Here is a 15,739-nt window from a genome sequence, read left to right on the forward strand (position 1 = left end):
CCTCTAAGCTTCGGCCGGGCGCGGCGCGGGGTAGTTCACCGAAATAATCTCGACCTCGTGCGCGCCACCCGGCGTCACGAGCTTCACCACATCGCCTTCGCGCGCCTTCAGCAACGCCCGAGCGATCGGAGAAATCCAGCTGACCTGCGCCTTTGCGCTTTCCGCCTCGTCGATGCCGAGGATGGTGACGCTGCGCTCGTCGCCCGCCTCGTCGGCGTAGCGCACCGTGGCGCCGAAGAAGACCTGATCGCGGCCGTGATGCACGGACGGATCGGTGATTTCTGCGATTTCGAGCCTCTTGGTGAGAAAGCGGATGCGCCTGTCGATTTCCCGCAGGCGCTTCTTGCCGTAGAGGTAGTCGCCGTTCTCGGAGCGGTCGCCGTTCTTGGCGGCCCAGTGCACGGTCTCGACGATCTTGGGGCGCTCTTCGTCCATCAACTGAAGAAGCTCGTCGCGCAGGCGCGCGTAACCGTCGGGGGTGATGTAGTTCTTGCTGCCGGCGGGCAGCGGAGGCAGGGCGCCATCGGCGCCGTCGTCGTCTCCGTCGGAATCCGTTTCCTTGGTGAATGCCTTGCTCAACGCAAAATCCTCCAAAAAGAAAAAAGCCCGCAACTTTCGTTGCGGGCTTTTTATGTAGTGGTGCGGCTGGCAGGAATTGAACCCACGACCCCTTGGTTCGTAGCCAAGTACTCTATCCAACTGAGCTACAGCCGCACAGCTTGCAATTATAGCCCGCTTTTCTCGACCTTTTAGGATTTACCTGATCGCAGACACGCGGTCGTCACAAAAGAAAAAAGCCCGGAAGACGAATCTTCCGGGCTTTAAAGAGTTGGTGCGGCTGGCAGGAATTGAACCCACGACCCCTTGGTTCGTAGCCAAGTACTCTATCCAACTGAGCTACAGCCGCTGAGCCCACGATTATATCCCGTTTTTAGCGGGCATCTTCGAAGACATCCAAAAAGCTTTGCACAACCTGGTGCAACTGGCGGTGGTGGTAGGCCGTGATGGGCTTGAACCATCGACCAACGGATTATGAGTCCGCTGCTCTAACCAACTGAGCTAACGGCCCACGCGGCACGGATTCTATTCGCGCCGCGCCACAGCCCACGCGCTACTTGCGATGGCTCAATGCGTTGGTCACCAGCCGCGAAGTGATATCGACGATCTGGATCATCCGCTCGTACGGCATGCGCGTCGGCCCGATCACGCCCAGCGTGCCCACCACCTGCCCGTCGACCTCGTAGTTGGCGCTGACGATGGACAGCTCCTCGAAGGGCACCACCTGACTCTCGCCGCCGATGAAGATGCGCACGCCTTCTGCCTTGCTCGACACATCGAGCAGCCGCATCAGCTGCGCCTTCTGCTCAAACAGTTCGAAGGCGCGGCGCAGCTGGCCCATGTCGCTGGAAAAGTCGCTCACCGCCAGCAGGTTGCGCTCGCCGGAAATCACGACATCGTCTTCCTGCGCCTCGGTCAGCACTTCGGAGCTGACCTTCACCGCCGCCTGCATCAGCGTGGCGATCTCGCCGCGCAGCGTCTCGATCTCGGACTGCAGCTTGTCGCGCACCTGCTCGATGGTCAGGCCCGCATAGTTCGCGTTGATGTAGTTGGAGGCCTCGACCAGTTGCGACTGCGAATAGTCGGCCTCCGGGAAGATCACCCGGTTCTGCACATCGCCGTCGGGCGACACGATGATCACCAGCAGCCGCTTCTCGGACAGCCTCAGGAACTCGATCTGCTTGAACACCGAGGCACGCCGCGGCGCCATCACCACGCCCACGAACTGCGACATGTTCGACAGCAGGTGCGCCGCGTTGGCAATCACCTTCTGCGGCTGGTCGGGCGCGAGGCTCGGCGTGTTCATGTGCTCACGCTGGGCGGTCAGCATGGTGTCGACGAACAGGCGGTAGCCGCGGTGCGTCGGAATGCGGCCCGACGAGGTGTGCGGGCTGGCGATCAGCCCGAGCCCTTCGAGGTCGGACATGACGTTGCGGATGGTCGCGGGAGACAGGTCGAGCCCCGCGGAACGCGACAACGTGCGTGACCCGACGGGTTGCCCGTCGGCGATGTAGCGCTCGACGAGCGTCTTGAGCAGCAACTTGGCACGGTCGTCCAGCATTGCAAGATTTTAGTGTTGTAATTTGTGAGATATGACCTCTCGCTTTCGTCACGTCGCCCTGATCGGCAAATACCAGGCTTCCGGCGCCCGAGCGCAGGCGGACGCTCGCGACGGTGTGATGGAAAACATCGGGGCCTTCCTGGAATCGCAGGGCTGCAAGGTTTTCGTCGAGCGCTCCACCTGCAAGGAAGACGAGGAAAGCGCCCCGCCCCACCCACGCTACGAAGCCCTGACGGTCGAGGAAATCGGCCAGCGCTGCGACCTGGGCCTCGTCGTTGGCGGCGACGGCACCATGCTCGGCATCGGCCGGCAGCTCGCCAGCTACGGCATTCCGCTGATCGGCATCAACCGCGGCCGCCTCGGCTTCATCACCGACATTCCGCTGGACAACTACCAGGCCACGCTGATTCCCATGCTGGCCGGCGAATACGAAGAAGACCATCGCAGCCTGATGCACGCGAGCGTGATGCGCGACGGCGCCTCGGTGTTCGACGCGCTCGCCATGAACGACGTGGTGGTTAACCGCGGCGCCACCTCCGGCATGGTCGAGCTGCGCGTGTCGGTCGGCCGGCACTTCGTGGCCAGCCAGCGCGCCGACGGCCTGATCATCGCCACGCCCACGGGCTCCACGGCCTATGCGCTGTCGGCCGGCGGCCCCTTGCTGCACCCGGCGGTGCCCGGCTGGGTGCTGGTGCCCATCGCGCCGCACACGCTGTCGAACCGCCCGGTGGTGCTGCCCGATGCCGACGAGATCGTCATTGAGCTGGTCGGCGGGCGCGACGCCAGCGCCAATTTCGACATGCAATCGCTCGCCTCGCTCGCCATCGGCGACCGCGTGGTGGTGCGCCGCTCCGACTTCCGGGTGCGCTTCCTGCACCCGCGCGGCTGGAGCTATTTCGACACCTTGCGCAAGAAACTTCACTGGAACGAAGGGGGCTCCTGACATGGCGCTGCGACGCATCGCACTGCGCGACTTCGTGATCGTGCGATCACTCGAACTCGACCTGTCCGGCGGCTTCACGGTCTTGACCGGTGAAACCGGCGCGGGCAAATCCATATTGATCGACGCGCTGCAGCTGGCGCTGGGCAACCGGGCCGACGCCGGTGCCGTGCGCGAAGGCGCCGAGCGGCTCGACGTGAGCGCCGAGTTCGACGCCGACCCGGCCCTGGCCCCCTGGCTCGACGAAGGCGGCTTCGAAGCCGGCGATGCCCTGCTGCTACGCCGCACGGTCGACCTGCAGGGCCGCAGCCGCGGCTGGATCAACGGCAGCCCCGCCACGGCTACGCAACTGCGCGAGCTGGGCGACCACCTGCTCGACATCCACGGCCAGCACGCCTGGCAGAGCCTGACTCGGCCCGAGGCCGTGCGCGGCCTGCTCGACGCCTACGCGGGCGTGCGCACCGACGCGCTTGATGCCGCGTGGCACGGCTGGCGGCAGGCGCTTTCGTCGCTCGAGCACGCGCGCTCGGCACAAGACTCGCTGCAGCGTGAACGCGAACGGCTGCAGTGGCAGATTTCCGAAGTCGCCAAGCTCGCACCGGGCGCCGACGAGTGGGAAGAGCTGTCGACCGCGCATTCGCGCATCTCCAACGCCCAGGCCCTGATCGACGCGGCGCAGGGCGCCAGCCTGGCGCTGGAAGACGATGACAACGGCGCGCTCGCCGCGCTCACGCGCGCGGCCACGCTGCTGCAGAACTGCGAGCACATTGAGCCCGAATTCCGCAACCTGGGCGAAGTGCTGGCCTCCTGCGTGGCACAGGCATCCGACGCGGCCCATTCGCTGCACGGCTACCTGCGCGACACCGACGCCGACCCGCACGGCCTCGCCGAGCTGGACGAACGCATGGGCCTGTGGATGTCGCTGGCGCGCCGCTACAAGCGCACGCCCGCCGACCTGCCGGCGCTGCTGGCCGGCTGGCAGGCCGAGCTGCAGGCACTCGACGCACAAAGCGATCTCGACGGGCTGGAGCGCGCCGAAGAAGCCGCGCAGCAGGTCTACATGAAGGAAGCCAAGGCGCTGGGCAAGTCGCGCAAGCAGGCCGCACCGCGCCTCGGGCAGGCGGTCACGCAGGCCATGCAGGGCCTCGGCATGCAGGGCGGGCGCTTCGAGGTCGAGCTGCAGCCGCTGGCTCAGCCCGGCCGCGCCGGCCTCGAAGAAGTGGCCTTCCTCGTGGCCGGCCACACCGGCAGCACGCCGCGCGCCATCGGCAAGGTGGCCTCGGGCGGCGAGCTGTCGCGCATCGCGCTGGCCATTGCCGTCACCACCAGCCAGCTCGGCACCGCGCAGACGCTGATCTTCGACGAGGTCGATGCGGGCGTCGGCGGTGCGGTCGCCGAGACGGTCGGGCGCCTCATGAAGCAGCTCGGCCGCGACCGGCAGGTGCTCGCCGTGACCCACCTGCCCCAGGTGGCCGCCTGCGCCGACCACCACCTGGTGGTCGCCAAGCGACAGACGGCGGCCGCCGGCAAGGACGGCCCGCGCACCGAAAGCGGCGTGTCGCGCCTAGACGACGACCACCGCGCCAAGGAAATCGCCCGCATGCTGGGCGGCGAAAAGGTCTCGCAGACCTCGCTGGCCCATGCACGCGAGATGCTGGGCCACAAGAGCGCCACGGCCCCGGTGACGTCGCCATGAACCACCTCGACCTCGTGCTCATCACCGGCATGTCGGGTTCCGGCAAGTCGGTGGCCTTGCATGCGCTGGAAGACGCCGGCTACTACTGCGTCGACAACTTGCCGCCCGAGCTGCTGACCGCGTTCATCGCCCTGCAGCACGAGCAAGCCACGCCGCGCGTGGCCATTGCCATGGACGTGCGCAGCGGCGTGTCGCTGCCCATCGTGCCGCTGCAGCTCGAGGCGCTGCGGCGCGACGGCGGCATCTCGCTGCGCTCGCTGTTCCTCGACGCCACCACCGACGCGCTGCTGCGCCGCTATTCCGAAACCCGCCGCCGCCATCCGCTCTCGCGCCAGGAGGGCCGCACCGACGTGCCCGAGCAGCATCGCGTGCTGATGCAGGCCATCGAGCTGGAGCGCGAGCTGCTGGCCGACCTGCGCGACGGCGCCGACGTGATCGACACCAGCTTGATACGGCCCGCGCAGCTGCAGAGCTACATCAAGTCGCTGATCTCGGCGCCGCAGAACGCGCTGACGCTGGTGTTCGAGTCGTTCGCGTTCAAGCGCGGCGTGCCGCTGGACGCCGACTACGTGTTCGATGTGCGCATGCTGCCCAACCCGCACTACGTGCCCGCGTTGCGGCCGCTCACGGGGCGCGACGAACCGGTGATCGAATGGCTGCGCGAGCACGACGACGTGGCGCGCATGTACGACGACATCGAGCAGTTCCTGTCGCATTGGCTCGATGCGCTGGCACGCGACCATCGCAGCTATGTGACGGTGGCCATCGGCTGCACCGGCGGGCAGCACCGCTCCGTGTTCCTGGTGGAGCAACTGGCGCGCTCGTTCGGCGCGCGCTGGGGTTCGCTGAAACGGCACCGCGAGCTCGACGCGAACTGAGCGGCGCGAAGCTCTAGAAACTTTCTAGACCGCGCCGCTTTCGAGCAGCTTGCGCATCGGCGCCGGCAGGCCCAGCCGGCGCCATTCCTCCGCCTCCACCCATCGCGCGCCCTCGCCTTGCGGCTGCGCGCCGTGCAGCTGCACAGGATGCAGGTGCAGGTCCTTGTGGGTCAGCACGTGCACGAAGGCCGGCAGGTCTTGCACGCCGTGCTGCGTTGCTGCCGGCAATGCGGCGAGCAGGTCTTCGCGGCTGTCGAACACGGGCAGGCAATACAGCCCGGCCCAGATGCCCTTGGCCGGCCGCTTCTCCAGCCAGACCCGGCCCTGCGCGTCGCGCGCCAGCAGCACCCACAGCGACTGGGCGCTGCGCTTGAGCTTGCGCGTCTTCACCGGGTAGCGCTCGGGCGCGCCTTCGCGCAGGGCCGTGCAGCTCCGGTTGACCGGGCAGATCATGCAACTGGGCTTGCGTGGCAGGCACACGGTGGCGCCCAGGTCCATCAACCCCTGCGTGTAGTGCGCGATGGCTTCACGCTGCTCGGCGGGCGGCAGCAACTGCGTTGCCAGGTCCCACAGTGCGCGCTCCTGCGCTGCGGACGACATGTCGCCCGCAAAACCGAGCACGCGCGTCAGCACGCGCTTCACGTTGCCGTCGAGGATCGCCACGCGCTCGCCGAAGCAGAAGGCGGCAATCGCCGCCGATGTCGAGCGCCCGATGCCGGGCAGCGTGACCAGTTCGGCGGCCGTGTGCGGAAACTCGCCGCCGAAGCGCGCGACCACGTCCTGCGCGCAGCGGTGCATGTTGCGCGCCCGGCTGTAGTAGCCCAAGCCGCTCCAGAGGCCGAACACCTCGTCTTCCGTGCCCGCGGCCAGCGCCTTCACATCGGGGAAGCGCTCGAGAAAACGCGCGAAGTAACCCAGCACCGTCGTCACCTGCGTCTGCTGCAGCATCACTTCCGACAGCCATACGCGGTACGGATCGCGCGTGTTCTGCCACGGCAACTGGCTGCGCCCGTGGGTGCGCTGCCAGCTCACGACCTGCGCGGCGAAGTCGGCGGGCAGAGATGAAGTTGCAGCCGCCGCGGCGGCGGAACGCTCAGGCCGCACGCAGCTCGCCGACCGTGGCCGCTGCCTGCGGCTTTCCGGGCTGCGCGATCAGCGAAGTGAACTCGCGCAGCCGCACATGCAGTTCGGCCAGGTCGCGCTCCTGCGCGGCCAGTTCGAGCAGGCGCTCGTCGAGGTTGCCCGCCGCGCTCTGGATGCGCTCGATGGCCTCGATGCGCTTGCTGAAATTGCGCCTGCGCTCCTTGAGCTGCGCATCGATCTGCGCGCTCGCGCCCTTGCTCCAGCGCTCGACCTCGGTCATGGCGGCCTCGTTGACCAGCCGCAGGCGGCTGGCCAGCGCGCGCACCAGCTTGTCGCAGAAATCGGCCTGCGCCAGCTTCAGCAGGTTGCCCACGCCCAGGTAATGGATGTGGCTGCGCTCGATCTGGCTGAGCTCCTGCTCGAAGCCGGTGAGATCAGGCTCGGCCGGCGCCTGCAGCGTGAAGCCCTGCTCGGCATTGAGCTGGCGAAAGGTGGCGTGCAGCATCGACTGGATCTCGGCCGTGGTCGCCTGCACTTCGCGCAGGTTGTTGCGCAGCGAATCGAAGGTCTCGCCGTACACCTTGCGCACGTTGAACTTGACGCCGGGCCGCTTGAGCGCGGCCGACAGCCGCACCATGTCGGCCTTGAGCGCGGTGCGCCCGAGCACGGCATACACCTCGCGCAACAACTTGCCCTGCACCGAGCGCAGCGCCAGGATGCGCGTGTTGCTGCCTTCGAATTCGGCGTGTTCCTGGTCGATGCGCGCGCGCATGTGGCGAATCACCGACACGTTCTTGCCGCGCAGCCCCTGCAGTTCGAGCGCCTGCTCGGACAGGTCGCGCTGGCGCACCTTCAGGATGCGCTCGGCCTCGGCGCGCAGCGCGGTCATGCCCGCATCGACCGCCAGCCGCAACATGGTCTCGCGCTTGCCCAGCACGCCTTCGCCCAGCAAGGCTTCGAGCGCCGGCAGGCGGCTGGCCTGCAGCAGCTGCACGTCGCGCTGGATCTTGGCCTGCAGCCCCTTCTGCGCGGACACCGGCAGCACCTGCGCCAGCGGCACCTCGAGCAGCCGCGCCGCGCCTTCGCGCTGGCGCTCGATCTGCTGCTCGATCTGCGCGGGCGTGCTCAGCGTGTCCCACATGGTGTCGATCTTGTTGAGCACCACGAAGCGCGTGTCGTTGCCTTCGTCCTCTGTGATCAGGTGTTCGCGCCAGATCGACAAATCGGAGCGCGTCACGCCGGTTTCGGCGCCCAGGATGAACACGACCGCATGCGCCTGGGGAATGAGGCTGACCGTCAGCTCGGGTTCCGCGCCGATCGCGTTCAGGCCGGGCGTGTCCAGAATCACCAGCCCCTGCTCCAGCAGCGGATGCGGCATGTTCAGCACGGCATGGCGCCAGCGCGGAATTTCGACGCGGCCCTCGGCGTCCTGCACCGGGTTGTCGTCGGGCGTTTCGTCGTTCCAGAAGCCCAGCGTGCGCGCTTCTTCCTTGCTGACCCACCGCACCTCGGCCACCTTGCCCATCGCCTGCGCGAGTTGCTCGGCGTTGACGACGTCGATGGCGATCTCGGTCCAGCGCGTGGGCTTCTCGCGCCAGTGGGCGAGCGAATGCGGCTCCAGCCGGGTCTCGATGGGCAGCAGGCGCAGCTTGGGCGCCAGCGCGGGGTCGTAGCCCAGCTCGGTCGGGCACATCGTGGTTCGGCCCGCGCTCGCAGGCATGATGCGGCGCCCGTAGCCGGCAAAGAAGATAGCGTTGATCAGCTCCGACTTGCCGCGCGAGAACTCCGCCACGAACGCGACCATGACCTTGCTGGTGCGGATCTGCGTCTCGAGCCCGCGCAAGCGCTCGGCCACCGACTGGTCAAGCAGCTCGTTCTCGGTCAGCCAGCGGGACAGCCACTGCAGCCGGCGAGCGAAATTGCTTCGCCACGCGCCGTGCTGGTCGAGTTGTTGGTTGAAAGAGCGGCTCAAGGGAAATGTGTAAGAAAGAGCTTACAAATATAGCATCGGGAGGCGCGCAACAACCGTTTTCGGGCGATTCCGTTCAAGGTGTTGGCGGCGTTCCACGTTTGAGGTTTCAGGTTTACTTCTGACAGTTGGGGCAGTAGTAAGTCGAGCGTTGCCCCTGGCGCAGCAAGCGGATCGGCGTCGCGCAGACCCGGCACGGCTCGCCGGCGCGGCCGTACACGGTCGCCTCGAGCTGGAAATAGCCGTTCTTGCCGTCCACCCCTGAGAAGTCGCGCAGCGTGCTGCCGCCCTTTTCCACCGCCCGCGCCAATATCTCGCGCACCGCGGCGTGCAACTTCGCCGCGCGCGGCCTGCTGATGCGCGCGGCCGACAGCGTCGGCCGAATGCCGGCCTGGAACAACGCCTCCGACGCATAGATGTTGCCCACGCCCACCACCACGTCGCCCGCCAGCAACACCTGCTTGACGGCGCTCTTGCGCTTCTTCAGGCCGGCATGGAAGGCGTCGAGGTCGAAGGCATCGCCCAGCGGCTCCATGCCCAGGCCGCCCAGCAGCTTGATGGCCCAGGGCGCGTCTTCGTGCTCGACGTAGACCACCGCGCCGAAGCGGCGCGGGTCGTTCAGCCGCAGCGTGCCACGGTCGGTCACCAGGTCGAAGTGATCGTGCACGCCGGGTGGCGGCAGGGTCATGTCGAAACGCAGGCTGCCCGACATGCCCAGGTGCAGCAGCAGGATGCCCTGGTCGAGGTCGATCAGCAGGTATTTGCCGCGCCGGCGCACCTGCAGCACCTTGCGCCCGACCAGTGCCTCGGGCAGCACCATCAAGGCCCATCGCAGCGGCTTGCCGATGCGCACCGCGTCGATGCGCGCACCGGCAATGCGGTCGGCAAAACCGCGCCGGGTGACTTCGACTTCGGGTAATTCGGGCATGAAAAGTAAATCTCCGGCAAACACCCGCGGCGGCGAAGCCCCCGCGCGGCGCTCGTTCAAAAGCCTGGATTATTATGGTCAGATGAATCTTTCGCCCCGCCGACACCGCCTTGCGGCGGCCGCGTCTCTCGCCTTGCTGGCTTGTGCCGCCCAAGCACAAACATCCGATCCCGCAGCCCCCACCAGCCCCGCGCCGGTCATCGAGCGGTCCGCGCCGCCCAAGCCCGCGGCCAAGCCGCGGGTGGTGGCAGCCAAGCCGGCGAGCGAACCCGAAGCACAGCCCTCGGCGCTCACGGCCGACCTGTTCTACGAGATCCTCATGGGCGAGCTCACGACCCGCACCGGCGACCCCGGCTCGGGCTACGCACTGGTGCTGGATGCCGCCCGCCGCTTGCGCGACGGCAAGCTGTTCCAGCGTGCGGTCGAAATCGCACTGCAGTCGCGCTCCGGCGACGCGGCGTTGGCCGCGGCCCGCGCCTGGCAGGAAACACTGCCGACTTCGCGCGACGCACGTCGCATCGAACTGCAGATTCTCATTGCGCTGAACCGCATCAGCGAAACGGTCGAGCCGTTGCGCGCCGAAGTGGCGGCCACCTCGCAAATCGAACGCCCGCTGCTGATGGCCGTGATTGCGCGCAACTACTCGCGCGCCGCGGACAAGAAGCTGGCCGCGTCGGTGGTCGAGCAGGCACTGGTCGACGAGCTCAAGAGCCCGACCACCGGCGGCCTGGCCTGGGCCACCGTGGGGCGCCTGCGGCTCAATGCCGGAGACGCCTCCGGGGCGCTGGACGCCGCGCGCAAGGGCCAGGAAATCGACCCGGCCTCCGACGCACCGCCCGCGCTGGCGCTTGAAATGATCGACCCCGGCCAGCCGCTGGCCGAGCCGATCGTCACGCGCTTCCTGAACAACAACCCCAAGGCATCGCCCGACCTGCGCGTGGCGTACGCACGGGTGCTGGTGGAAAACCGCCGCTTCAACGACGCGTCCGTGCAACTGCAGGCTGTCACCTCGTCGCGGCCCGATCTGGCGGAACCCTGGCTGCTGCTCGGCAGCCTGCAGATGCAGGCCAAGCAGGACGCCGCGGCCGAAGCATCGATCAAGCGCTTCATCGAGCTGTCGAACAGCCAGGCCAACAAGGACCAGGACGCGTCCGACCGCAAGCGCAGCGTGGCGCAGGCGTACTTCGCGTTGTCGCAACTGGCGGAACGGCGTAAGGACTACGCGGGCGCCGAGCGCTGGCTGTCGCGCGTCGACGGCGGTGAAGAAGTGGTGGCCGCGCAAACCCGCCGCGCCGCGCTGCTGGCGCGCCAGGGCAAGCTGCCCCAAGCCCGCGAGGTCATCCGCAGCCTGCCGGAGCGCACCGCGGAAGACAAGAAGCAGAAATTTCTCGCCGAAGTGCAGCTGCTGCGCGACGCCAAGCAGTACCAGGCCGCCTACGACATGCTGACCCAGGCGTCGGCCGCTGCGCCTGACGACAGCGACCTCGTCTATGACCAGGCCATGATCGCCGAGAAGCTCAACCGCCTCGACGACATGGAGCGCCTGCTGCGCCGGCTGATCGTACTGAAGCCGGAAAACCAGAACGCATACAACGCGCTGGGCTATTCGTTCGCCGATCGAAAGATCCGCCTCGACGAAGCACGCACGCTGATCCAGAAGGCCGTGCAACTGGCACCCGAAGATCCGTTCATTGCCGACAGCCTGGGCTGGGTCGAATTCCGCCTCGGCAACACCGACGAGGCCATCCGCATCCTTGAAGCCGCCTACAAGACCCGGCCCGATCCGGAGATTGGCGCGCACTTCGGCGAAGTGCTGTGGAGCGTGGGCCAGAAGGACCGCGCGGTCACGATCTGGAAAGAAGCACTGCTGAGCGACGCAGAGAACGAGACCCTGCAGGAAACGCTCAAGCGCCTGCGGGTCAAGCCCTGAGCATGGCGCAGGCACGGGCCCTGGCGCCAACGGCGCACATCGACCTCGGCCGCCGCACGCTGCTGGCCGCAGGGGGCGCAGCGCTTCTGCTGGCCGCGGGTTGCGCACAGCTGTCGGGCGGCTCCACGGCGCCGAAGACCTCGGACAGCTGGAGCGGCCGCATGTCGCTGCGCATCGAGAGCGAGCCGGTGCAGACTTTCGCCGCGTTGTTCGACCTGCGCGGCTCCGCCGAGACGGGCACGCTGTCGCTCACGACACCGATCGGCAGCACGCTTGCGCAGCTGCAATGGGCGCCCGGCGAAGCGTTGCTGAAAGACGGCAGCAACACACGGCGCTTCGACTCAGTCGATGCGCTGATCGAAGCGGCCACGGGCGCGGCCATTCCGGTGGGCGCCCTTTTCGGATGGCTCGCGGGCCGGAACGAGCCGGTGCCCGGCTGGAAGCCCGACCTGGGGCAGTTGGCCAACGGCCGCCTGCAGGCGGTGCGCGAATCGCCGAGCCCGCGCGCGGACCTGCGCATCGTGTTCGAACGGTCATGAAGGCGATCTACGACCTTCCCGCGCCGGCCAAGCTCAACCTCTTCCTCCACATTACCGGCCGACGCGACGACGGCTACCACCTGTTGCAATCGGTCTTCATGCTGATCGACTGGTGCGACACGCTGCATGTCGAATTGCGCAGCGACGGGCAATTGAGCCGCGAAGACCTGACGACCGAACTGCCGGCGGACGACCTCGTCCTTCGCGCTGCCCGGGCGCTCCAGGCGCATGCCGCACCAGGGCAAGGCGCCCACATCGGCGTGGCGAAGCATGTGCCTGCGCAGGCGGGCATGGGGGGCGGCTCGTCGGACGCGGCCACCTGCCTGCTGGCGCTCAATCGGCTGTGGGGGCTGAACCTGCCGCTGTCGCGGCTTGCCCACATCGGCTTGAAGCTCGGCGCCGACGTGCCTTTTTTTCTGGGTGGACACAATGCGTGGGTCGAGGGCGTCGGAGAGCAACTGACTGCGGTTACACTCCCCTCCGCGCGTTTCGCGGTGGCCAAACCTCCCGAGGGACTCGATACCCGATTAATTTTTTCAGCAACATATCTTGAACGTGCTTCTCCTGTTGCTATAATCACAGGCTTTGCTGCAGAGAGCGAATCGCTCGAAGCGACAAACCTGGAAAGCTTGGTTCCACTGAGCGACTCGGTTTTCGATTTCGGCCACAACGACCTGCAGCCGGTTGCCCAGCGACTTTGCCCCGCGGTCACCGACGCCATCGAATGGCTCGGCGCCCAAGGACTGAAGGCCCGGATGACCGGCTCCGGAAGTTCGGTGTTCGCGAAGTTGCCGCAAGCGCCGCAGGAAGCGGAACTGCTGGAAGCCCCCAAGGGCTGGCAGGTTCGTCAATGCAGCAACCTGGAAGTTCATCCGCTGTGCGGGTGGGCAACCTGAAGATAGTCGGATCGTTCACTCGGTTCGACGCGACATATATCGGTTGGTGGTGAAAACCATCGACCCGTGTAGGGGAGTCGCCAAGCTGGTTAAGGCACTGGATTTTGATTCCAGCATGCAAAGGTTCGAATCCTTTCTCCCCTGCCAAATCTTCAAAGACTGCGGCCCAACGGCCGCAGTCTTCGTTTGCAGCCCACCCGCTGCAATAATCGGCGGCTCACCGGTCGCCACGCATCACCAACCTTTTGGCGGCTTCCTCAGCCAATTCGCTCAGCCGGGACGCGCTCATGCAGGCTAATCACCCTGACTTCATGGTTTTCACCGGCAATGCCAATCCTGGCCTTGCTGCAGAAATCGCGCACAACCTCGGCACCTCGCTCGGTGCCGCTCGCGTCGGTCGCTTCTCGGACGGTGAAGTCACCGTCGAGATCAACCAGAACGTGCGGGCGCGCGATGTGTTCGTGGTGCAGTCGACCTGCGCCCCGACCAACGAAAACCTGATGGAACTGCTGATCATGGTCGACGCGCTCAAGCGCGCTTCGGCCGAACGCATCAGCGCCGTGATTCCCTACTTCGGCTACGCCCGCCAGGATCGCCGCCCGCGTTCCAGCCGCGTGCCGATCTCGGCCAAGGTCGTGGCCAACCTGCTGGAAACCGTCGGTGTCGAGCGCGTGCTCACGATGGACCTGCACGCCGACCAGATCCAGGGCTTCTTCGACATTCCGGTCGACAACATCTATGCCTCGCCCGTGCTGCTCGGCGACCTGCGCGCCAAGAACTACGAAGACCTGATCGTGGTCTCGCCCGACGTGGGCGGCGTGGTTCGCGCCCGTGCGCTGGCCAAGCAACTGAACTGCGACCTGGCCATCATCGACAAGCGCCGCCCGAAGGCCAACGTCAGCGAAGTCATGAACGTGATCGGCGAGATCGACGGGCGCAACTGCGTGATCATGGACGACATGATCGACACCGCCGGCACGCTCGTGAAGGCGGCCGAAGTGCTGAAGGAGCGCGGCGCCAAGAGCGTGTACGCCTACTGCACGCACCCGATCTTCTCGGGCCCGGCCATCGAGCGCATCACGCAGGGGTCGGCCCTCGACGAAGTGGTCGTGACCAACACCATTCCTCTTTCCGATGCGGCCCTGGGCTGCGGAAAGATCCGCCAGCTCTCCGTAGCACCGCTGATCGCCGAAACGATCCAGCGCATTGCCAAGGGCGAGTCCGTGATGAGTTTGTTCTCGGACCAGGACAACCTGTTCTGATCTGAGCAAAAAGCGGGCGCCTCTCCGTTCACGGACAGGCGCCCTTGTTGAACCGGAGTCGCACTGGTCGCGGTGGACTCCCACAGGAGCTAACTATGAAATTCGTCGCTTTTGAGCGCGCCAAGCAGGGCACGGGTGCGAGCCGCCGTCTCCGCATCACGGGCAAGACGCCCGGCATCGTCTACGGTGGTGACACCCAGCCGCAACTGATCGAAATCGATCACAACGCGCTGTGGCACGCCCTGAAGAAGGAAGCCTTCCATTCGACCGTGCTCGAAATGGACCTGGGCGGCAACGTCAGCAAGGTTCTGCTGCGCGACGTGCAATACCACCCGTTCCGCCAGCTGGTGCAACACATCGACTTCCAACGCGTCGATGCCAAGACCCGCATGACCCTGAAGGTGCCGCTGCACTTCAAGGGCGAGGAAGAGTCCGACGCCGTCAAGCTCGAGCACAACCTGGTGAACCACGTCACGACCGAACTGGAAGTGAACTGCCTGCCCGCCGAACTGCCTGAGTTCATCGAAGTGGACCTGTCGGGCCTGAAGAAGAACGGCACCGTCACGCTGAAGGACATCAAGCTGCCCCGCGGCGTGAAGTGGGTCAGCCACGGCAAGGTCAACCCGGTGCTGGCTTCGGCCGTCGCTCCGGCCGCTGAAGAAGTCGAAGCACCCGCCGAAGGCGCTGCCGACGCAGCCGCTGCAGCTCCGGCTGGCAAGGGTGGCAAGGCCGCTCCCGCCGCCAAGACCCCTGCTGCCAAGACCGCCAAGAAGTAATCACTTCCCGCGTCTGACGCTGACAAGGCCCGCCCCGTGCGGGCCTTTCTGCTTTTGGCGACGGGATAATCCACGACCATGATCAAGCTGTTCGTCGGCCTCGGCAACCCGGGCCCAGAGTACGAAGCCACGCGCCACAACGCGGGCTTCTGGTGGATCGACGCCCTCGCGCGCGACTGGAAACTCAACCTCGTGCCCGAGCGCAGCTACCACGGCTTCGCGGCGCGCACCAGCATCGGCGGCCAGAGCATCTGGCTGCTGGAACCGCAGACCTTCATGAACCTGTCGGGCAAGTCGGTCGGTGCGCTGGCGCGCTTCTTCAAGATCGCGCCCGAAGAAATCCTCGTCGTGCACGACGAGCTCGACGTGGTGCCCGGCCAGGCCAAGCTCAAGTTCGGCGGCAGCCATGCCGGCCACAACGGCCTGCGCGACATCCATGCGCAGCTCGGCACCGGCGACTACTGGCGGCTGCGCCTGGGCATCGGCCACCCCGGCGTGAAGTCGGAGGTGGTCAACTGGGTGCTGAAGAAGCCGCTCAAGGAACAACGTGAAGCCATAGACGACGCCATCGTGCGCACCCTGCACGCGGTTCCCGCGCTGGTGGCGGGCGAAATGGAGAAGGCGACGCTGGTCATTCACACGAGCAAACCGCCCCGGCCCAAACCGCCGCGGCGGGAGCCCGGCGACGGGGGCACGCCTGCCGCCACCTAGCCGGCCACCGGA

14 protein-coding genes and 4 tRNA genes are annotated in these 15,739 nt (G+C 66.6%); 10 read left to right on the top strand and 8 right to left on the bottom strand.

Annotation, left to right across the window (positions count from 1 at the left end):
• Positions 1-3 precede the first annotated feature (3 nt).
• From greB to hrcA, 5 genes are all read right to left on the bottom strand, one after another.
• Positions 4-579, bottom strand: coding sequence for a transcription elongation factor GreB (gene greB, locus QTI51_RS17550; protein ID WP_165840316.1), 576 nt, complete (start codon positions 577-579; stop codon positions 4-6).
• Positions 580-637: 58 nt separating this feature from the next.
• Positions 638-714 (bottom strand) — tRNA-Arg (locus QTI51_RS17555).
• Positions 715-830: 116 nt separating this feature from the next.
• A tRNA-Arg gene (locus QTI51_RS17560) sits at positions 831-907 on the bottom strand.
• Positions 908-992: 85 nt separating this feature from the next.
• Positions 993-1,069 (bottom strand) — tRNA-Ile (locus tag QTI51_RS17565).
• Positions 1,070-1,111: 42 nt separating this feature from the next.
• Positions 1,112-2,119: a heat-inducible transcriptional repressor HrcA gene (hrcA, locus tag QTI51_RS17570; RefSeq protein WP_116909293.1), complete on the bottom strand. Its 1,008-nt coding sequence runs from the start codon at positions 2,117-2,119 to the stop codon at positions 1,112-1,114.
• A gap of 31 nt (positions 2,120-2,150) precedes the next feature.
• Here hrcA and QTI51_RS17575 point away from each other — a divergent pair, with 31 nt between their 5' ends.
• From QTI51_RS17575 to rapZ, 3 genes are read left to right on the top strand one after another with little or no spacing between them, the layout of a single operon-like run.
• A complete protein-coding gene (locus tag QTI51_RS17575) occupies positions 2,151-3,062 on the top strand; it encodes an NAD kinase (protein WP_116909294.1) in 912 nt (303 codons plus the stop codon).
• Position 3,063: 1 nt separating this feature from the next.
• Entirely contained in the window at positions 3,064-4,755 is a 1,692-nt protein-coding gene (recN, locus tag QTI51_RS17580) for a DNA repair protein RecN (protein WP_116909295.1), read from the top strand.
• Entirely contained in the window at positions 4,752-5,633 is an 882-nt protein-coding gene (gene rapZ / locus QTI51_RS17585; RefSeq protein ID WP_116909296.1) for an RNase adapter RapZ, read from the top strand. Before recN ends, rapZ begins: the two co-directional genes overlap by 4 nt.
• A 24-nt stretch (positions 5,634-5,657) precedes the next feature.
• Here rapZ and mutY read toward each other — a convergent pair whose 3' ends face one another.
• From mutY to mutM, 3 genes are all read right to left on the bottom strand, one after another.
• A complete protein-coding gene (mutY, locus tag QTI51_RS17590) occupies positions 5,658-6,692 on the bottom strand; it encodes an A/G-specific adenine glycosylase (protein ID WP_116909634.1) in 1,035 nt (344 codons plus the stop codon).
• Between the two features lie 34 nt (positions 6,693-6,726).
• On the bottom strand, positions 6,727-8,688 hold the full coding sequence (locus QTI51_RS17595; protein ID WP_116909297.1) for a dynamin family protein: 1,962 nt from the start codon (positions 8,686-8,688) through the stop codon (positions 6,727-6,729).
• 112 nt (positions 8,689-8,800) lie between these two features.
• Positions 8,801-9,613 (bottom strand): bifunctional DNA-formamidopyrimidine glycosylase/DNA-(apurinic or apyrimidinic site) lyase, encoded by an 813-nt coding sequence (mutM, locus tag QTI51_RS17600; RefSeq protein WP_116909298.1) that lies wholly within the window; start codon positions 9,611-9,613, stop codon positions 8,801-8,803.
• An 82-nt stretch (positions 9,614-9,695) separates the two neighbouring features.
• Here mutM and QTI51_RS17605 point away from each other — a divergent pair, with 82 nt between their 5' ends.
• From QTI51_RS17605 to pth, 7 genes are all read left to right on the top strand, one after another.
• Positions 9,696-11,543 (top strand): tetratricopeptide repeat protein, encoded by a 1,848-nt coding sequence (locus QTI51_RS17605; protein ID WP_116909299.1) that lies wholly within the window; start codon positions 9,696-9,698, stop codon positions 11,541-11,543.
• Between the two features lie 2 nt (positions 11,544-11,545).
• Positions 11,546-12,082 (top strand): lipoprotein insertase outer membrane protein LolB, encoded by a 537-nt coding sequence (locus QTI51_RS17610; protein ID WP_116909300.1) that lies wholly within the window; start codon positions 11,546-11,548, stop codon positions 12,080-12,082.
• Positions 12,079-12,978, top strand: coding sequence for a 4-(cytidine 5'-diphospho)-2-C-methyl-D-erythritol kinase (gene ispE / locus QTI51_RS17615; protein ID WP_286516064.1), 900 nt, complete (start codon positions 12,079-12,081; stop codon positions 12,976-12,978). Before QTI51_RS17610 ends, ispE begins: the two co-directional genes overlap by 4 nt.
• A 70-nt stretch (positions 12,979-13,048) precedes the next feature.
• Positions 13,049-13,125, top strand: a tRNA-Gln gene (locus tag QTI51_RS17620).
• Positions 13,126-13,265: 140 nt separating this feature from the next.
• Positions 13,266-14,240 (top strand): ribose-phosphate pyrophosphokinase, encoded by a 975-nt coding sequence (locus QTI51_RS17625; protein ID WP_093132507.1) that lies wholly within the window; start codon positions 13,266-13,268, stop codon positions 14,238-14,240.
• 95 nt (positions 14,241-14,335) lie between these two features.
• Complete coding sequence (locus QTI51_RS17630) at positions 14,336-15,016, top strand: 50S ribosomal protein L25/general stress protein Ctc (RefSeq protein ID WP_116909302.1); 681 nt, start codon at positions 14,336-14,338, stop codon at positions 15,014-15,016.
• Between the two features lie 78 nt (positions 15,017-15,094).
• Positions 15,095-15,727 carry an aminoacyl-tRNA hydrolase gene (pth, locus tag QTI51_RS17635; RefSeq protein ID WP_116909303.1) on the top strand — a complete coding sequence of 211 codons (633 nt, stop codon included), beginning with the start codon at positions 15,095-15,097 and terminating at the stop codon, positions 15,725-15,727.
• Positions 15,728-15,739: the final 12 nt, after the last annotated feature.

Origin of the sequence: Variovorax sp. J22G73 (genome assembly GCF_030317035.1) — a bacterium.
Lineage (GTDB): Bacteria > Pseudomonadota > Gammaproteobacteria > Burkholderiales > Burkholderiaceae_C > Variovorax.